General features: G+C 52.5%; 10 protein-coding genes. 2 read left to right on the forward strand and 8 right to left on the reverse strand.

Annotation, left to right across the window (positions count from 1 at the left end):
* Positions 1-117: 117 nt before the first annotated feature.
* A complete protein-coding gene (typA, locus tag ACFQ1Z_RS04205; RefSeq protein ID WP_379055890.1) occupies positions 118-1,923 on the reverse strand; it encodes a translational GTPase TypA in 1,806 nt (601 codons plus the stop codon).
* A 402-nt stretch (positions 1,924-2,325) separates the two neighbouring features.
* On the opposite strand from typA, the gene ACFQ1Z_RS04210 reads away from it, so the two are divergent.
* Positions 2,326-3,963 (forward strand): DEAD/DEAH box helicase, encoded by a 1,638-nt coding sequence (locus ACFQ1Z_RS04210; protein WP_379055891.1) that lies wholly within the window; start codon positions 2,326-2,328, stop codon positions 3,961-3,963.
* Between the two features lie 9 nt (positions 3,964-3,972).
* Entirely contained in the window at positions 3,973-5,481 is a 1,509-nt protein-coding gene (locus ACFQ1Z_RS04215; protein ID WP_379055892.1) for a DEAD/DEAH box helicase, read from the forward strand.
* A gap of 53 nt (positions 5,482-5,534) precedes the next feature.
* On the opposite strand, the gene ACFQ1Z_RS04220 is transcribed toward ACFQ1Z_RS04215, so the two are convergent.
* From ACFQ1Z_RS04220 to dnaE, 7 genes are all read right to left on the reverse strand, one after another.
* Positions 5,535-5,963 carry a group II truncated hemoglobin gene (locus ACFQ1Z_RS04220; RefSeq protein WP_379055893.1) on the reverse strand — a complete coding sequence of 143 codons (429 nt, stop codon included), beginning with the start codon at positions 5,961-5,963 and terminating at the stop codon, positions 5,535-5,537.
* A gap of 7 nt (positions 5,964-5,970) precedes the next feature.
* On the reverse strand, positions 5,971-7,167 hold the full coding sequence (gene purT, locus ACFQ1Z_RS04225; protein WP_379055894.1) for a formate-dependent phosphoribosylglycinamide formyltransferase: 1,197 nt from the start codon (positions 7,165-7,167) through the stop codon (positions 5,971-5,973).
* A 204-nt stretch (positions 7,168-7,371) separates the two neighbouring features.
* Positions 7,372-8,790, reverse strand: a complete 1,419-nt coding sequence (locus ACFQ1Z_RS04230; protein ID WP_379055895.1) for a sigma-54-dependent transcriptional regulator — start codon at positions 8,788-8,790, stop codon at positions 7,372-7,374.
* Between the two features lie 23 nt (positions 8,791-8,813).
* A complete protein-coding gene (locus tag ACFQ1Z_RS04235) occupies positions 8,814-11,255 on the reverse strand; it encodes a TonB-dependent receptor (RefSeq protein WP_379057163.1) in 2,442 nt (813 codons plus the stop codon).
* Between the two features lie 198 nt (positions 11,256-11,453).
* Positions 11,454-12,869 (reverse strand): tRNA lysidine(34) synthetase TilS, encoded by a 1,416-nt coding sequence (gene tilS / locus ACFQ1Z_RS04240; protein ID WP_379055896.1) that lies wholly within the window; start codon positions 12,867-12,869, stop codon positions 11,454-11,456.
* A gap of 43 nt (positions 12,870-12,912) precedes the next feature.
* Positions 12,913-13,908 (reverse strand): acetyl-CoA carboxylase carboxyltransferase subunit alpha, encoded by a 996-nt coding sequence (locus ACFQ1Z_RS04245; RefSeq protein ID WP_379055897.1) that lies wholly within the window; start codon positions 13,906-13,908, stop codon positions 12,913-12,915.
* Positions 13,909-13,931: 23 nt separating this feature from the next.
* Positions 13,932-17,411, reverse strand: a complete 3,480-nt coding sequence (gene dnaE / locus ACFQ1Z_RS04250; RefSeq protein WP_379055898.1) for a DNA polymerase III subunit alpha — start codon at positions 17,409-17,411, stop codon at positions 13,932-13,934.
* Positions 17,412-17,437 lie beyond the last annotated feature (26 nt).

Raw genomic sequence — 17,437 nt, forward strand, 5'->3', positions numbered from 1 at the left:
ACTGTTAGAAAATATAAGCCAGTGTAGCGCAGTTTATTCAGCCCGGCACCATGCTGCCAGCAAAAGGACAGTAAGACTGATGAAAAAAAAGCCCTCAAATGAGGGCTTAATTAAGGATTACTTGGAAGACCGTTTACGCTCGTGCTCTAACAGGAAGCGTTTGCGCAGACGGATAGTCTTTGGTGTGATCTCGACCAATTCGTCATCATCAATAAACTCCACAGCGCTTTCCAGGCTGATAGAGATAGGTGGAACCAGACGCACCGCTTCATCAGTACCGGAAGCACGCACGTTGGTTAACTGCTTACCCTTGATAGGGTTGACCACCAGGTCATTATCACGGCTATGGATACCGATGATCATGCCTTCGTACAAACGGTCACCCGGGCTGGAGAACATCTTGCCGCGGTCTTGCAGCTTCCATAAGGCATAAGCCACCGCTTCGCCCTGCTCGGCTGAGATCAGCACGCCGTTACGACGGCCAGGCATATCGGCTTTCACAGGTGCGTATTCATCAAAAATATGCGCCATCAGACCAGTACCGCGGGTCAGTGTCAGGAACTCGCCCTGGAAACCGATCAGGCCACGCGCAGGAATACGATATTCCAGGCGGGTACGGCCATTACCGTCAGACTCCATATTGCTCATTTCACCACGGCGGCGGCCCAACTCCTCCATCACCGCGCCCTGGTTCTCGTCTTCCAGGTCCACAGTCAGGATCTCGTATGGCTCGCATTTCTCACCGTTGATCTCACGGAACACCACGCGTGGTTTACCCACGGCGATCTCAAAACCTTCACGGCGCATGTTTTCCAGCAAAATGGTCAGGTGCAATTCACCACGACCAGAAACGCGGAACACGTCGGTATCTTCAGTATCTTCAACGCGCAGGGCAACGTTGACTAATAACTCTTTAGTCAGGCGGTCACGGATCTGGCGTGAAGTGATGAATTTACCTTCGGTACCGGCCAATGGCGAGGTGTTGACCATAAAGTCCATGGTCAGCGTAGGTTCATCTACGCCCAGGTGCGGCAAGCCGACCGGTTTTTCGCGGTCACAGATAGTAAAGCCTATGCCTATCTCTTCTATGCCTGAAATAATGACGATGTCACCTGCTTCAGCTTCATCCACCGGCACGCGCTCCAGGCCTTTAAAACCTAGCACCTGATTGATACGGCCTTGTGCCACTTGTTCGTCTTCACGCATCACGGCAACTACCTGGCCTGGTTTGATACGGCCATTGGTCACGCGGCCTACGCCCAGGCGGCCGGTATATGTAGAGTAATCCAGCGCTGAGATCTGCAACTGCAATGGCGCTTCGCTATCGCCTTTTGGCGGCTCAACGTGACTTAAGATCGTTTCAAACAAGGCACGCATATTATCTGAAGGTGCATTCATATCCAGTGTTGCAAAGCCATTTAAAGCCGATGCGTATACGACCGGAAAATCCAGTTGTTCGTCTGTCGCGCCTAGGTTGGCAAACAGATCAAATGTATGGTTGATCACCCAGTCAGGGCGTGCACTCGGGCGGTCAACCTTGTTGATGACCACGATAGGCTTCAAACCAAGAGCCAGGGCTTTCTTGGTGACAAAGCGCGTTTGCGGCATAGGGCCGTCCACGGCATCCACCAGCAACAATACGCCATCCACCATGCCTAATACACGTTCTACTTCACCACCAAAGTCGGCGTGGCCCGGTGTATCTACGATGTTAATGTGGGTGCCTTCATAAGTTAAGGCGGTGTTTTTTGCCAGAATCGTAATGCCACGCTCTTTTTCCAGATCGTTGCTATCCATCACACGTTCAGTCACTGCCTGGTGTGAGGCGAAAGTACCTGACTGTTGAAGTAACTTATCGACCATGGTGGTTTTACCGTGGTCAACGTGGGCGATAATTGCGATATTTCTAAGGTTGCGTGCCATGTGAACTGCCATCTGTTTGGAAAGGGCGCGATTTTAGCATAAATCACGTTAAATATTTGACTTTTAAAATAAAATGGCTATACTGCGCTCAACTTAAAACGCACTGGGCTGAAATTGATGCCCGACTGTTTTAAATTCATCGCCCTGACCCATCGATAAGCTCGTGAACTTTTGAGGCTATCATCTTTAGAAGTTGTTTTTATGACAACCTCTTCTTTTATCGGTTAGTGGCTATGCCTAGCGCCGGTAAAAGCGATTCATCTCCATATTTGCTTTGGCTTACCTTAATGAGTTAGCACACTGAATGATTGTGTGCGCTGTCATTGGTCAGCTTTGCTTTTTTGCTTTGCTTTAATTTGCTTTACTTGCGCCCTTTTTAATTGATATACGAAAGGGACATCCTTGTCTTTTGCAGATTTAAATCTAGACCCATCCATTTTGCGTGCATTAACCGATGCAGGCTATGAGAACCCAACCCCTATCCAGTCGCAATCTATCCCAGAAGCATTGCAAGGCCGTGACATCATGGCCTCTGCCCAGACCGGCACCGGCAAAACAGCCGCTTTTACCTTACCAGCGTTAAACCTGCTGGCAACACAACATCCGGTACGTAGCCGTGGCCCACGTATCCTGGTGCTGACCCCTACCCGTGAACTGGCAGCCCAGGTGAACGAAGCCGCCCGTAAATACGGTAAATTCCTGCGTGCCCGTTGTGTGAGCATCGTCGGTGGCATGCCTTACCCATTACAAAACAAACTGCTGTCACAACCACTGGATATCCTGGTGGCCACACCTGGCCGTTTTATTGACCACCTTGAGCGTGGCCGTATTGACCTGAGCCGCTTGCAGATGCTGGTGCTGGATGAAGCTGACCGCATGCTGGACATGGGTTTTATGCCTGATGTTGAGAAGATCTGCGCTGCATTGCCAGCCGAACGCCAGACACTGCTGTTCTCTGCCACTTTAGATGGCATCATGGATATCGGTAAGCGTTTCCTGAACAATCCGCTGACCATACAGGTCGCTGGCCAGAAACAGCAGCACGCCAATATCGAGCAACGTCTGCACTTTGTTGACGACATGAACCACAAAAACAAACTGCTGGAGCATCTGCTGATCGCTCCGGACGTGAATCAGGCCATTATTTTCACCAGCACCAAACGTCACGCTGACCTGCTGGCTGAAGACCTGTATGCCGCTGGTCACAGCACCGCTGCCCTGCATGGTGATATGACACAAGGCGCACGTAACCGCACCCTGACCAAGCTGCGTCATGGCGATGTCAAAGTGCTGGTGGCGACTGATGTGGCTGCGCGTGGTATCGACGTGCATGGCATCACGCATGTGATCAACTATGACCTGCCAAAATTTGCTGAAGATTATGTACACCGTATCGGTCGTACCGGCCGTGCCAACAACTCCGGCATCGCTATCTCTTTTGCTTCTAACACTGATAGACACCTGTTGCGCAAAATTGAGCAATACACTGGCCATAAACTCCAGCCAGCGGTGATCGCCGGCTTTGAGCCTAAGCGTGCAGTGCGCATGGATGACGGCGGTGACAAGCGCGGCAATGGCGGCAAACGCCATGGCAGCAGCAATGGCCGTCCACAGAACAAAGGTGGTTTCCGTGGTAACAGCCGCGATGGCCGTAGCGACAGCCGTGAAGGCAGCCGCGAGTTCCGTGGCAACCGCGAAAACAGTTCTTTTGGTGACCGCGTGATGCGCGAAGGCCAGCCGCACAAGCCGCGTGAACCACGCGCCGCGACCGGCGCCAGCGAGCAAAAGTCAGACCGCGAAGTCAACGGCAACAGCAAAAGCTACACTAAAGATACCGACTTTCAGTTCGCCCGCGCATTGACAGAAGAGTTTGGTCAACGTCGCCCGCGTTCTTCAGCCGGTAACCCATCAGCAAAACCGCAAGAGCGTTTTGGTAACCCTAATGCTGGCAATGGCAACCGTGGCGCAAATAAACCGCGCACCGGTGGCAAGCCTTTCGGTGAGTCCGGTGGTATCAAACGCCCTCGTTCATTTGCATAAGCCCACACTATGTCAGAGCAAATTACTGTAGATTTTCGTGCATTAGGCCTAGCCGAGCCGTTGTTAAAAGCCATTGAAGAATCCGGCTATACGACACCAACGCCCATACAGGCCAAAGCCATCCCGCTGGCGCTAGAGCGCAAAGACTTGATGGCAGGTGCACAAACTGGCACAGGAAAAACGGCCGCGTTCTCGCTACCGATTCTACATACCTTGCTACCTCACGCAAGTACCAGCACCTCTCCGGCAAAACACCCGATCCGGGCGCTGGTGCTGGCACCTACGCGTGAGCTGGCTATCCAGGTGTATGACAACATCAAAGCTTACGCCAAGCACACCTCGCTGCGTAGCCTGGTGGTATATGGTGGCGTTGATATCAAGACGCAGACGCCGATTTTAAAAACCGGTGTCGAGATCCTGGTCGCCACGCCTGGCCGCCTGCTGGACCACGTAGAGCAAAAAACGCTTTCTTTAAGCCAGGTGCAGTTCCTGGTGCTGGACGAAGCCGACCGCATGCTGGATATGGGCTTTATGCCCGACCTCAAGCGCATATTGGCTTTATTACCCAAACAGCGCCAGAACCTGATGTTCTCAGCCACCTTCTCGGATGAGATCAAAAGACTGGCTGATGCTTTCCTGAACCAGCCGACATTGATAGAGGTGGCGCGCAGCAATGCCACCAATGACAATGTGGAGCAAAAAGCCTATCTGGTAAATACAGATAAAAAGCCACGCTTTCTGGTGCAGTTGCTGAAACAGTATGACAGCCAGCAAGTGATCATCTTCACCAAGACTAAACTGTCTGCCAGCAAACTGGCACGCGTGCTGGAACGTGATGGCATCCCGTGTAGCGCTATCCACGGTGACAAATCGCAAAAAGAACGTATTGAAGCGCTGGATGCTTTCAAAGCCGGTAGCATTCATGCCCTGGTCGCCACTGATGTGGCTGCCCGTGGCCTGGATATCAGCGACCTGCCTTTGGTCATCAATTATGAGATCTCAACCGCGCCTGAAGACTATGTGCACCGGATAGGCCGTACCGGCCGCGCTGGCGCCAAAGGCATTGCCATTTCATTGATTGATGAAGAGGAAACCAAATACTTTGATGAAATCGAAAAGCTGATCAAAAAGCAGATTCCTAAAGAGAATGCGGTCACCAGCAGTGCGCCAAGCCAGCACTCAGCCACAGCCAGTCGGCAGACCTCAAGTCCACGTGCAACTGGCCAACGTGCGTCTAAATCTAAAAATGCAGATGACGCCTGGTTCTATCAACCTTATGAGTCCAGCGGTTTTGTTGAACCAGCCAAATCGGTAGTCGCGCCTGTGACTAAACCATCTGCAGCTAAACGTAAAGTGGTGGCGGCATTACTAGGTGGGTTTGGCTTTAAGGCAACGCCTAAAGCCAAAGGGCGTACGGCAGAAAGCAAACGGCAATCCCCTGCTAAAACCCGTCAGAAAGAGGGTTTGGAACAAGCGGTAGCCGAAATTGAAGTCGAAGTCGAAAGTTCTCAGTCATAATAAAAAGCCCCGTGAAAACGGGGCTTTTTATTTGCTGTGCAATATATGCTTGCTTAACCTTCACGGTTACGCATAAAGTCAGCCACACCATACAACTGGTTAGCCATATGCCGCATCAGGCTTTCCTCAAACTGGCATTGGTGCATGGCCTTGATCATGCAGTACATCCACTGGTCACGTTCGGATTCACCTATGGTAAACGGCAAATGACGCGCGCGTAGACGCGGGTGACCATAACGTTCGATATACAGCTGCGGGCCGCCAGTCCAGCCCATCAAGAACATAAACAGCTTTTCACGTGTTTCGGTCAGATCCGGCTGGTGCAAGGCGCGTAATCCTGCTGCTTTAGGGTCGCTATCCATGATGTCGTAAAAAGTCTCTACCAGCAGGCGTATATTTTCCGTGCCCTTCTCCGCGCCGCCCAGCCACTCAAACAATGATTGTTTTGCTGCATTTGGCTCTTGAATATCGGTCAGTGCCATGCCTTGCTTAACCTGCGACTTTAGGTGTTACCAGCGCTGCTGCCTGCTTGGCGCGTTCACGTGCCAGCTCAGTGTTTTCTGCGGTTGCCAGGGCGACACCCATGCGGCGGCGTACAAAAGATTCTGGTTTGCCAAACAGGCGGATTTCGCTATCAGGCACTGCCAGTGCTGCTTCCAGCCCATGGTATTCCAGGCTGGCCGCATCAGCGCCACCATAGATCACGGCACTGGCGCCAGCGTCGCGCTGGCTGACATCTACCGGCAAGCCCAGGATAGCCCTGCCATGCAATTCAAACTCATTCAGGCGCTGGGTACACATGGTGACCATGCCGGTGTCATGCGGGCGCGGGCTGACCTCGGAGAACCATACCTGTTCGCCCTTGACAAACAACTCCACGCCGAACAGCCCCTGGCCGCCCAAAGCCTCAGTCACTTTTCTGGCGACTTGCTGGGCATTTTCCAGCGCTTTGGGCTGCATGGCTTGTGGCTGCCAGCTCTCTACGTAATCGCCGTGCTGCTGCACATGGCCGATAGGCGCACAGAAATAGGTTTCCAGCTGGCCTTGTGCATTTTTCGCACGCACGGTCAGCAAGGTGATCTCATAATCAAAATCAATCTGGCCTTCTACGATGACCACGCCCTGGTTGACGCGTCCGCCGCTGGCGGCATATTCCCAGGCGGTCTTCACTTCACTGGCCTGGGTGATACGGGATTGCCCTTTGCCGGAAGAAGACATGGTGGGTTTGATAAAGCATGGATAACCAATGCCGGCATCGATGGCGGCCTGTAATTCGGTCTCGGAACGCGCAAATGCGTAAGGCGATGTCGGCAAACCTAATTCTTCAGCCGCCAGTCTGCGTATGCCTTCACGGTTCATGGTCAGCTGCACCGCACGCACGCTGGGCACTACGGTGACGCCGCCAGCCTCGATCTCAGCCAGTGCCTGGGTATTCAGTGCCTCGATCTCGGGCACGATGAAATGCGGTTTGACCTGATCGACCAATGCTTTCAAGGCATCAGCATCTGTCATATCTATCACATGCGCACGGTGGGCGACCTGGTGACCGGGCGCGTTCTTATAGCGATCAACAGCAATCACCTCTACCCCTAAACGCTGCAAGGCGATAATCACCTCTTTACCGAGTTCACCGCTGCCTAACAGCATGACTTTGGTCGCGTTTGCGCTTAATGGGGTCCCTATCATTACTGCACTCCGATGTAAAAGTGCAATTCTACCATGTGCGATTTGGATGACGGCTGCTCGACGTTGATTTAAATCAAGGATTTAAATCATGCGCAAGCGCTGCAGCCAAGGCCAGCCAGTTAAAAATAAAAGACCCCGCAGTGGCGAGGTCTTTTTCACAGCATTGCTGCCGCATCTGACTAGCGGCAGGCTATTGTATGCACATCAAACTGAGATGCCGTGCTTATCCATACGGTAACGCATGGTCATGCGGGTGATGCCGAGGATACGTGCCGCTTTAGAAACATTATTGCGCGCCTGTTCCAGCGCGCTTAATAACATGGCCTTTTCAGCACCATCCAGCGTCAGTTGTGCCTCATTGGCGGCTGCAGCCGGGCCAGCGGGCAAATGGCCTACCTGCGGCAGGCCCAGATCATGTTCTGAAATGACAGGCTGGGTACACATAAGCACCGCACGGCTGATCTGGTGCCGCATTTCTCGCACGTTTCCGGGCCAGCGGTATTGCTGTATGGCGATCAGCGCGGTCGGGCTGAACTCATGATGCGGCAAAGCATAGCGTTTTTCCGTCATCTGGCGGAAATAATTGGCTAGCAGTATCACATCCTGGCTACGGTCACGCAATGGCGGCATCTGCATGGTGATGACATTCAGGCGGTAATACAGGTCTGAACGAAAACGGCCTTCATTCGACATCTGGTATAAATCGCGGTTAGTGGCAGCTATGATACGTGCGTGTACCGGCCTTTCCTTGGTAGAGCCCAGGCGGCGGACCATGCGTCTTTCGAGTACATTGAGCAGTTTGGCCTGCAAGCCTAATGGCAACTCGCCGATCTCATCCAGAAACAGCGTGCCATCTTCGGCAGACTCTATCAGGCCTGGGCGTGAGGCCACCGCATTGGTGAAAGCGCCTTTTTCATTGCCAAACAACTCACTTTCAATCAACTCGGCCGGTAGTGAAGCACAATCAACATGCACGAACGGCTTATCGTGATTGACACAGCTGGCGTGCAAATAACGCGCAACCACATCTTTACCGGTACCGGTCTCACCGGTGATCAATACGGTAGGCTGCACGGCGTCACTCAGCGCGCTCAGTTGCGCGATACGTGTGATCTGCTGGCGCACGCTCTGCATGGCGGCGCTCTCGCCTATCAGCTGTACCGACTCATTTGCCAGCGTATCGCGCTGCCGCGAGTAATCCAGGCTGGTCTGTAATTCAGTTGTTTTTTCATTTTTTTGAATGATCAGCAGTAACTCTTCGAGATCAATCGGTTTTTTCAGGTAATCGATGGCGCCCAGTTTGATGGCGTTCACCGCATCGGTGACATCGCCATATGCGGTCATGACGATGATATTGATGTTTTTAGCGACGAATTCTGGCAGTAAATCGATACCGTTGCCATCCGGCAGGCGCATATCGAGTAACACCATATCCGGCTCAAACTGCTTTATCAGCAACCTGGCATCATGCAGGGATTCTGCGTGCTCACACTCAAAACCGGCTTTCTGCAAGCGCTTGACCACCGCCCTGGCAAACAGCACCTCATCTTCGACCAGCAAGATTTTCTTTTTGCTGACTAAACGAATCGGTTTATCTATAGATGATGAAATTTGTGAGAGCACGCGTCCTCCTTTAATTATTATTGTTAGTCTTTGTCGTAGCTAGCTAAAGATTGTTTCGGTTTAAACTCATAACGCAAACCAATCCAGCCAGCACGTGGAGCACCTGGCAACAGGCTCAGCACTTTACGCTCTTCGTCAAAATTGCCGGCGTTGTCAAATAGGCTTTCAGCCAAGCGTCCAGCGAGGTAATAGTCTTTATCAAAGATATTGGTTGCTTTAGCAAAGACTTTCCAGCCATTACCAAAGTTGTACTGACTATCGAGGTTTACGATAAAGTAACCACCGAGTTTGCCGCGACCAGTAGCACAATCATCACCGTCATTACAATTCGCAGCATTAGACTGGTGACTGTTATTCTCGTTACCCAATACATACTGGTTGGAATAGCCAATCACGTTAGTACCAATATTCCAGCTAGGCGTAACCGCATATTGTGCGCGCAGTTTCAACTGATGTTCTGGGATAGCCGGGATGCGGTCACCTGAACGCGCAGTGTAAATACCGTCAGCGTCGCCACTGGAGTTGGAGCCATTAACGAAATCAACATCGGTGTCATAGGTAGCGCGTACAAAACTATATGAAGCACTCCATTTGAATTTTTCGATAAAACCGTTAAGACCCAAATCTAAACCCTGGCGCTTAGTACGGCCCACGTTCTTGAAGTAACCTGCTCCGGATTGCGTATTCGCTGCGGTAAACTGGATATCATCATGGTTTACCGCGTGGTAAACACCTGCGTTCCAGTTCACGTTATCAGTCAACTGACCACGACCACCGAACTCATAGGTTTTAGCAACCACTTGGTTTAAAGGTGGGTCATCCGCCAATGCCGCTGGCAGCAAGCATGGAGAAGCTGGATTTGAACAGCCGACTTCAATCACCGTTGGTGCACGGCTGGACTCGCTGTAAGACGTGTAAACCGTCAGTGCTTTCGTTGGTGTATATGTCAACCCTACTGTTGGGTTCAGGCGAGTGTAGCTGTCTTTCGCGGTCAAACTATTAAAGTTATTCGCAGCAGATGCCGGGCCACGCAATGTGTCGGTATTGTCGATACGAGTAAAGTTCCAGCTGGCACCTGCATTCAAATGCCAGAACTCATTCAAAGACAAGGTATCAGTCGCAAATAAACGTGCTGTGTATTGTTTGCCAGTCAAACCAACCGTTTGCCTTTGATTCAATGCACCGGCGCCATCTAGTACAGGTGCTCTAGTATCATCAAATACAGGGTCACTCTCACCAATGCCTGTAACAGTACCGTCAATGTCACCTATGTTGATTTGTTCAGACTGTTTAAACCGGATCAGACTGTAATCGTAACCAGCACCGACAACAAATTGGTTTTCTTTGCCGAATAAATCCTGATTAAAAGTCGCCTGCCCTGTTGCGCCATATGTATTTTGGCTGGTATGCGTACGGTTCATCACAGCACCAGTCAATTCACAATCTGCAGGGTCATTACAGGTTACGGTTGGATAACCTGCCAAAGAGTCACCATCATCGACTTCAGCCTCGTAGCCATCACCATTCAAGGTTCTACGGTTAGATTTTTTGTAGTAAACATTACCTGAAAGTAAAGTGTCACTGTTCAACCAATGGCTGCCATTCAGTGCCAGGAAGTGTGAGTAATTGTTGGTCGCATCCGGTCGGGTATGGATCTGGTCACGGTCACCACTTAACAAGAATTCAGGAGTCAAACCGTTACCGATCAATTTATTGTCGGCACCGATGTAAGTCAGCTCCAGCTTGCTGGTTTCGCTTTGCCAGCCGGTTTTGGCAAACAGCTGATTCACATGCGAAGGTGAGTATTTTCTCCAGCCATCTTCAGTCGTATGCTGAAAACCTATCATGTAGTCTACTGAACCATCTTTAGACACACCGCCGTATTCAGCCAATGCGCGTTGACGGCCCCAGGAGCCAGCTTCATACTCAAGCGCAGCGCCCTGATGGTCGCGGCCATTTTTGGTTTGCACTGCGATCGCACCACCCAAGGTGTTCAAACCGTACAAAGGGTTAGAACCAGGGATCAGTTGCATGTCGCCTATGGCGAAGTTCGGGATCTTATCCCATGAGGTCACATCACCAAACGGCTCGTTGACGCGCACGCCATCAACGTAGGTAGAAAGGCCTTGCGGGTTGCCCAGTAATGATGAAGCAGAGTAGCCCCTGAAATTGATTTCTGGCTGCCATGGGTTACCACCCAGTTCGGTCACCGTCACGCCTTGCATATTATTGTTCATGTAATCGGCAATAGAGACGCCGACCTGATTGTTGATGGCCGCAGGGTTAGCTACCTGGATATTGGCAGGCACCTTGTGCAAAGGCAATCCTATGCCTTTGAGTGGCGTTGCACTGAACACTTCAACTTTTTGAATATTCAATGATTCATCAGCCTTTACGATGGCGGTTTGCGCTGCATATGCAGACACTATGGCAAGCAGCAAAGGCTTGACATTGGTTTTATTCATATAAGGTATCCTTTTCCCGAGAATTTGATTTTTAACTTTTTGAAAAAGCTTATTCCCTAATGCAATTAATGTTCCGCAATTGCAGCAAAGAAAAAGACCATTAAAATCAATACTGTAAAAAAGGACTGGTGTATAACAACCATAAAAATGGCTATTTACAACCAATTTTATGGTTGTTATTGGTTGTTGGCAACCAATTTATGCGTGATTGGGAAGTGGCTGCAGAGAAATTTCCAAGCCGTAAGCATTACGGCCCGGGCGCCAGGCGGCGTCTATGGCGAGCGAGGCGAGTGAAACCAGAGTCTGGCTGTGTGAGGGTTGGGTAGCGATGACATTCACCACCGGATAAAATGCGCGCTGCCAGGGCGGGATGGCCAGCATCTGGAAGATCACTTTTAATTCGCGACGCGGGCGCTTGGCATCCGGCTGCAGGCTTTCACCACCAGCCCGCGCAAATAGCATGAGTTCCAGGCCTTGGGCTAAGGTGATTGCTTGGCCGTAGCGCTTGTTCAAGGTAATGGCGGCAGGATGCACCCCCAGGCGGGCCAGGGCGATGCCGCGGCCTTTACTGACCTTAAACTGGACTTGCCAGTCACCCCAGATCTGACTTTTACCGCCCTGCCAGACCAGTGGCGTTTTGGGCAGCGCGGCGGGCTTGCCTACGCAATACAAGCGTTGCTGGTAATGATGCAGGTAAGCCTGGCGTTTGACTGCCTGCCCTTGTAAAGGCAAGTGCAGGTAGCGATGTGGTTTCACTGTAGACAGTTGCTGCCAGTAGTTCTGCAACTGTTCGGTATTAGGCATGCGCAGATCCAGCTGCTGAAACCAGTAGCGCAGCATGTTTTTCGCACGCGCATCACCTAGCTGGCGCAAACGCTGGATATCTACCGATTGCCCCAGCCATTCTTCGCGTACATCACAGGCGGCGATATCCTGGCCGGCCAGTGTATCGAGCAGCGACTGTGCTTCGGCCATATGGCTGGCACTGCGCGCCAGGGCGCTATCTAATTGCGGGTAGCGCTCGCGCATGACAGGCATCACCGTCTGCCGCATAAAATTGCGGTCATAGCTGATATCGGTGTTGCTTTCGTCTTCTACCCACTGGTATTGCAAGGCGGTTGCCTGTTGCAGAATATCGGCCTTGCTGACCTGCAACAGTGGCCTGAACAGCTTGCGCTCGGCATCCCAGTCGCCCATGGCAGACAGCCCTTTGACGCCGGCGCCGCGCATCAGCTGCAACAGCAAGGTCTCGCTCTGATCCTGCATATGGTGTGCGGTGACGATGGCCTGCGCATCGAGCTGCTGGCGCATTTGATCCAGCGCCTGATAACGGGCCTCGCGCGCGGTGGCTTCTATGCCTTGCCCGCTTTGCAGATTGACATGTACATTGGCCGAATAGAACGCTATGCCCAGCTGCTGGCACACCCGTTCGCACAGGCTTAGCCATTCATCCGCATGCGGGCTCAGGCCATGATGGATATGCATGGCGGATAAAGTGTAAGGCAGACGCGAGGAAAACTGCGCCAGGGCATGTAACAGCACAATGGAATCTACACCGCCACTTAACGCCAGTAGCAGATGTACCGGGGCAGTTTGCGGCGTTTGCGCAGCCAAAAAAGAGGCGACGCCCTTTTCTAGCTGCGTCGTAAATACGGCGTTATTTGTCACTAGTCGCTTTAAATTTACCGTAACTCATCAGGCGCTGATAGCGTGTTTCCAGCAATTGCGGTATTTTTTTAGATTGCAGTGATTTCAGTTGCAGGGCGATGGTCTGGCCTATGCGCTCCATGGTTTCTTCGTAATTGCGGTGCGCGCCGCCTAATGGCTCGCTGATGATGGTATCAATCAGGCCTAGTGATTTCAGGCGGTCTGCCGTAATGCCCAGGGTTTCTGCTGCGTCTGAGGCCTTGCTGGCACTCTTCCACAAGATAGAAGCACAGCCTTCAGGCGAGATGACGGAATAAGTGGAGTATTGCAGCATGTTCAGGTGATCGACCACGCCTAAAGCCAGCGCACCGCCTGAACCACCCTCGCCTATGACTATGCCTATGATAGGTGTCTTCAGTTCAGCCATCACATACAGGTTGCGGGCGATGGCCTCAGACTGGCCACGTTCTTCAGCGCCTATGCCTGGGTAAGCCCCGGGGGTATCTATCAGCGTGATGATAGGCAGATTGAATTTTTCTGCCAGGCGGAACAAACGCAAGGCCTTGCGGTAGCCTTCCGGGCGCGGCATACCGAAATTACGGTACTGGCGCTCTTTGATATCGCGGCCTTTCTGGTGGCCCATGACCATGACCGGGATGCCTTTGAAACGGGCGATGCCGCCTACGATAGCCGGGTCATCAGCAAAAGCTCTGTCGCCATGCAGTTCCTGAAAATCGGTAAACAGGGCGTTGATGTAATCTATGGTGTAAGGCCGCTGGGGATGACGGGCGACCTGTGAGATTTGCCAGGCAGTTAAATTCTGGTAGGTGTCTTGCAGCAGTTTGCTGTTCTTCTTTTGTAATAGATCCAGCTCTTTGGAGATATCCAGGGAATCATGCTCGTCATGAGATGACTGCAGAGCCTCAATACGCTTTTCAAGTCCGGCAATAGCTTGCTCGAAATCAAGATAAGTCAGTTTACTAGGCGTTAAACGTTTGGCACTCATTATGAATTCTTTAGTTAAAAAGTTCAGGCATTATAAAGGATTTTGACATTTTCTTTTGATAACCAGCCCTGTAAATTCAGCAGCAGGTCATCATGCAATACCACTTGCCAGTCTTCGCCCAGCATTAAGCTGACCTGCGCCGCCTGGTTATGGTAATCGACCTTGATCGGGCAACGCTTCTGCTCTTCGTTGGCGTAGCGATAAGGCGTTAATACCGTCATCAATCGCTGCAGATCAGACTGGCCATTGCAGCTAAGCGTCAGCATCTGCGCAAAACGGTTACGCACCGCGGCCAGGTCGTAGAGCTTTCTGGCGCTGACGCGGATACCGCCGGAAAACTCGTCATTGGAAATACGGCCTTCTACTATCAATAGCTGGTCTTCCTTGATCCACTGCGCGTGCTGCATCAGCAACTCAGAACCGACCACCACATCGGTACGCCCCACTGCATCATCCAGCGTGACAATAGCCATCTTGCCGCGCTGGGTCATACGCACGCGCACGCCCATCACCACACCTGCCAGTAATTTAGGTTCATTCTGCGGAGTCAGCTCGCCGAGGTTGCCTTTAATGAACGGCCCCAGCTGCGATTTGTAACTCAGGTAAGGATGGCCGCTGAGGTAGAAACCCAGCGCTGATTTTTCTTCCTGTAATGCCTGCTCTGGGCTCCAGGCGACCACGTCCGGCAGGTTGTGCTGTGTCTCGACCACCCCGCCAAACAGGCAATCCTGCCCGGCATGCGCGGCTCTTTGCTCGGCGGCGCTGATGGCACCATCCAGGCCGGCCAGCAAGGCGGCACGGTTTTGCTCAAGCTTGTCAAAAGCGCCGGCGCGTATCAGTGATTCAATCACGCGCCGGTTCACTTTGCGCAGATCCAGGCGCTGGCAAAAATCAAAGATATCCTTGAATGGCCCCTCAGCCTGGCGCGCTGCGACTATCAGGTCTATCGCCGCCCCGCCGGTGCCTTTAATAGCGCCCAGGCCATATAATATCTGCTGCGCGCTCAACGGTTTAAACTGGTAGATACTGGCGTTGACATCGGGTGGCAATACATCGACATGGTTGCCGCCGCAATCATCAAAAAACGTGTGCACGTTATCAGTATTGTTCATATCGGCCGACATGGTGGCAGCCAGGAAAGCGGCAGGATAATGCGCTTTCAGGTAAGCGGTGTGATAAGCCACCAGGGCATAAGCGGCGGCGTGCGATTTGTTAAAACCATAGCCGGCAAATTTTTCCAGCAAGTCAAACAGGTCGTTCGATTGCTGCAAGGTCAGGCCATTTTTCAGCGCACCCTCGTTGAAGATTTCACGCTGGATCACCATTTCTTCAGGCTTTTTCTTACCCATGGCGCGGCGTAGCAAGTCGGCACCGCCCAGGCTAAAGCCGGCCACCACCTGCGCGATCTGCATCACCTGCTCCTGATAGACGGCGATACCGTAGGTTTCTTTCAGGATGGACTCGGTAGACGCATGCGGGTACTCCACGCGCTGCGTGCCGTGCTTGCGCCGGCAAAAGTCAGGGATCAGGTCCATAGGGCCAGGACGGTACAGGGCCACCAGGGCGATAATGTCTTCAAACAGGTCAGGCTTGGCCTGTTTGAGCATGTCCTTCATGCCGCGCGATTCCAGCTGGAACACCGCGGTGGTGTTGGCGGTTTTCAGCAAGTGGTAGCTGCGTTTATCATCCAGCGGTATGGTCTCGAAACTGAGTGGCGGCAACTCCTCCTGCGCACGTTGCGCATTGGCGTTCTCCAGTGCCATATTGAGTATGGTCAGTGTACGCAGGCCCAGAAAGTCGAACTTGACCAGGCCGACCGCTTCCACGTCATCCTTGTCATACTGGCTGACCAGGCTGTCGCCATTAGGCTGGCAATAGATAGGTGAAAAATCAGAGATCTTGCCTGGGGCGATCAGCACGCCACCGGCGTGCATACCTATGTTACGCACCAGACCTTCCAGCCGCAGTGCCAGGGAAAGTAATTCCGAGACTTCCTCCTCTTTTTCACGGCGTTCCTGCAGCTGGGGTTCTTTTTCCAGTGCGGACTCCAGTGTGATGCCAAGCTCTAAAGGAATCAGCTTGGCGATGCCATCCACAAAATTGAAGGGCAAATCGAGCACGCGGCCTACATCGCGGATCACCGCTTTGGCCGCCATGGTACCGAAGGTGGCGATCTGAGATACCGACGCCAGTCCGTATTTGTTCTTGACGTAATCGATGACGCGATCACGACCTTCCTGGCAGAAGTCGATATCGAAGTCGGGCATGGATACCCGCTCAGGATTAAGGAAACGCTCAAACAGCAAGTTGTACTTGAGCGGATCGAGGTCGGTAATACCCAGGCTGTAAGCGACCAGTGACCCGGCACCGGAACCCCTGCCCGGCCCTACCGGCACGCCATTATTCTTGGCCCAGTTGATAAAGTCGGCCACGATCAGGAAATAGCCAGGGAAACCCATCTGGATAATGATGCCGCATTCAAATTGCAGCCGCTCTTCATACTCGGGGCGTTTCTGCTCGCGTTTAGCCTCATCCGGGTACAGGTATGAAAGCCGCTTTTCCAGGCCTTGTTTTGATTGATCGATCAGGAAAGCGTCCAGGCTTTCACCATTGGGCGTAGGGAAATCCGGCAAGTAGTTCTTGCCCAGCGTGAGTGAAAGGTTGCAGCGCTTGGCGATTTCGACCGCATTCTGCAAAGCGATAGGCATATCGGCAAACAAGGCCTGCATCTCTGCCTGTGTTTTCACATATTGCGACGCCAGAAAACGCTTGGGCCGGCGCTTGTCTGCCAGCACATAGCCTTCGGCGATACAGGTACGCGCCTCATGCGCCATGAAATCATCAGGGGTCTGAAACTGTATGGGATGTGTGGCTACCAGTGGCAGATCCAGTTGCTGCGCGATCAGCACGGTCTGCTGTATGCATAACTCCTGGGCACGCGACTCCTGGCTGCCAGGTTCATGCACGCGCTGCACCTCCAGGTAGTAGCGGCCCTCAAATATCTGTGCCCACTGCCGCGCCGCTTGCAGCGCCTGTGTCTGGTTACCGGCCTGCAAGGCCTGGCCGACATCGCCAGCCACAAAGCCGGACAACATCAACAGGCCGGCATTTTTCTCCTGCAACCATTCAGCTTTGATCTCGGCACGTTCACGGTACTGGTTCTCCAGGTAGGCACGGCTGAGCAGCTCGCATAAATGTCTATACCCCTGCGGGTTCTGCACCAGTAGCAACATGCGCTGCGGCTGGTCGCGCTGCAAGGCATTCTCTACCCATACATCACAACCCAGTATAGGTTTCAGGCCTTTGCCGCGTGCTGAGTTATAAAATTTCACTGCGCCAAACAGGTTGGCAAGGTCAGTCAATGCAAGCGCAGGCATGCCGTCTTGCTTGGCGGCTTTAACATAATCGCCTATGCGTACAGTGCCATCCACAATGGAATATTCACTGTGGCAACGCAGGTGTACAAATGCGGGCGATAAGGTTGGAGTGAGCGGTGCTTCCATGGGGTTATTTTACCCGCCATCCCCTT

The sequence above is a fragment of the Methylophilus luteus genome (assembly GCF_042676265.1).
In the GTDB taxonomy this organism is placed as follows: Bacteria; Pseudomonadota; Gammaproteobacteria; order Burkholderiales; family Methylophilaceae; genus Methylophilus; species Methylophilus luteus.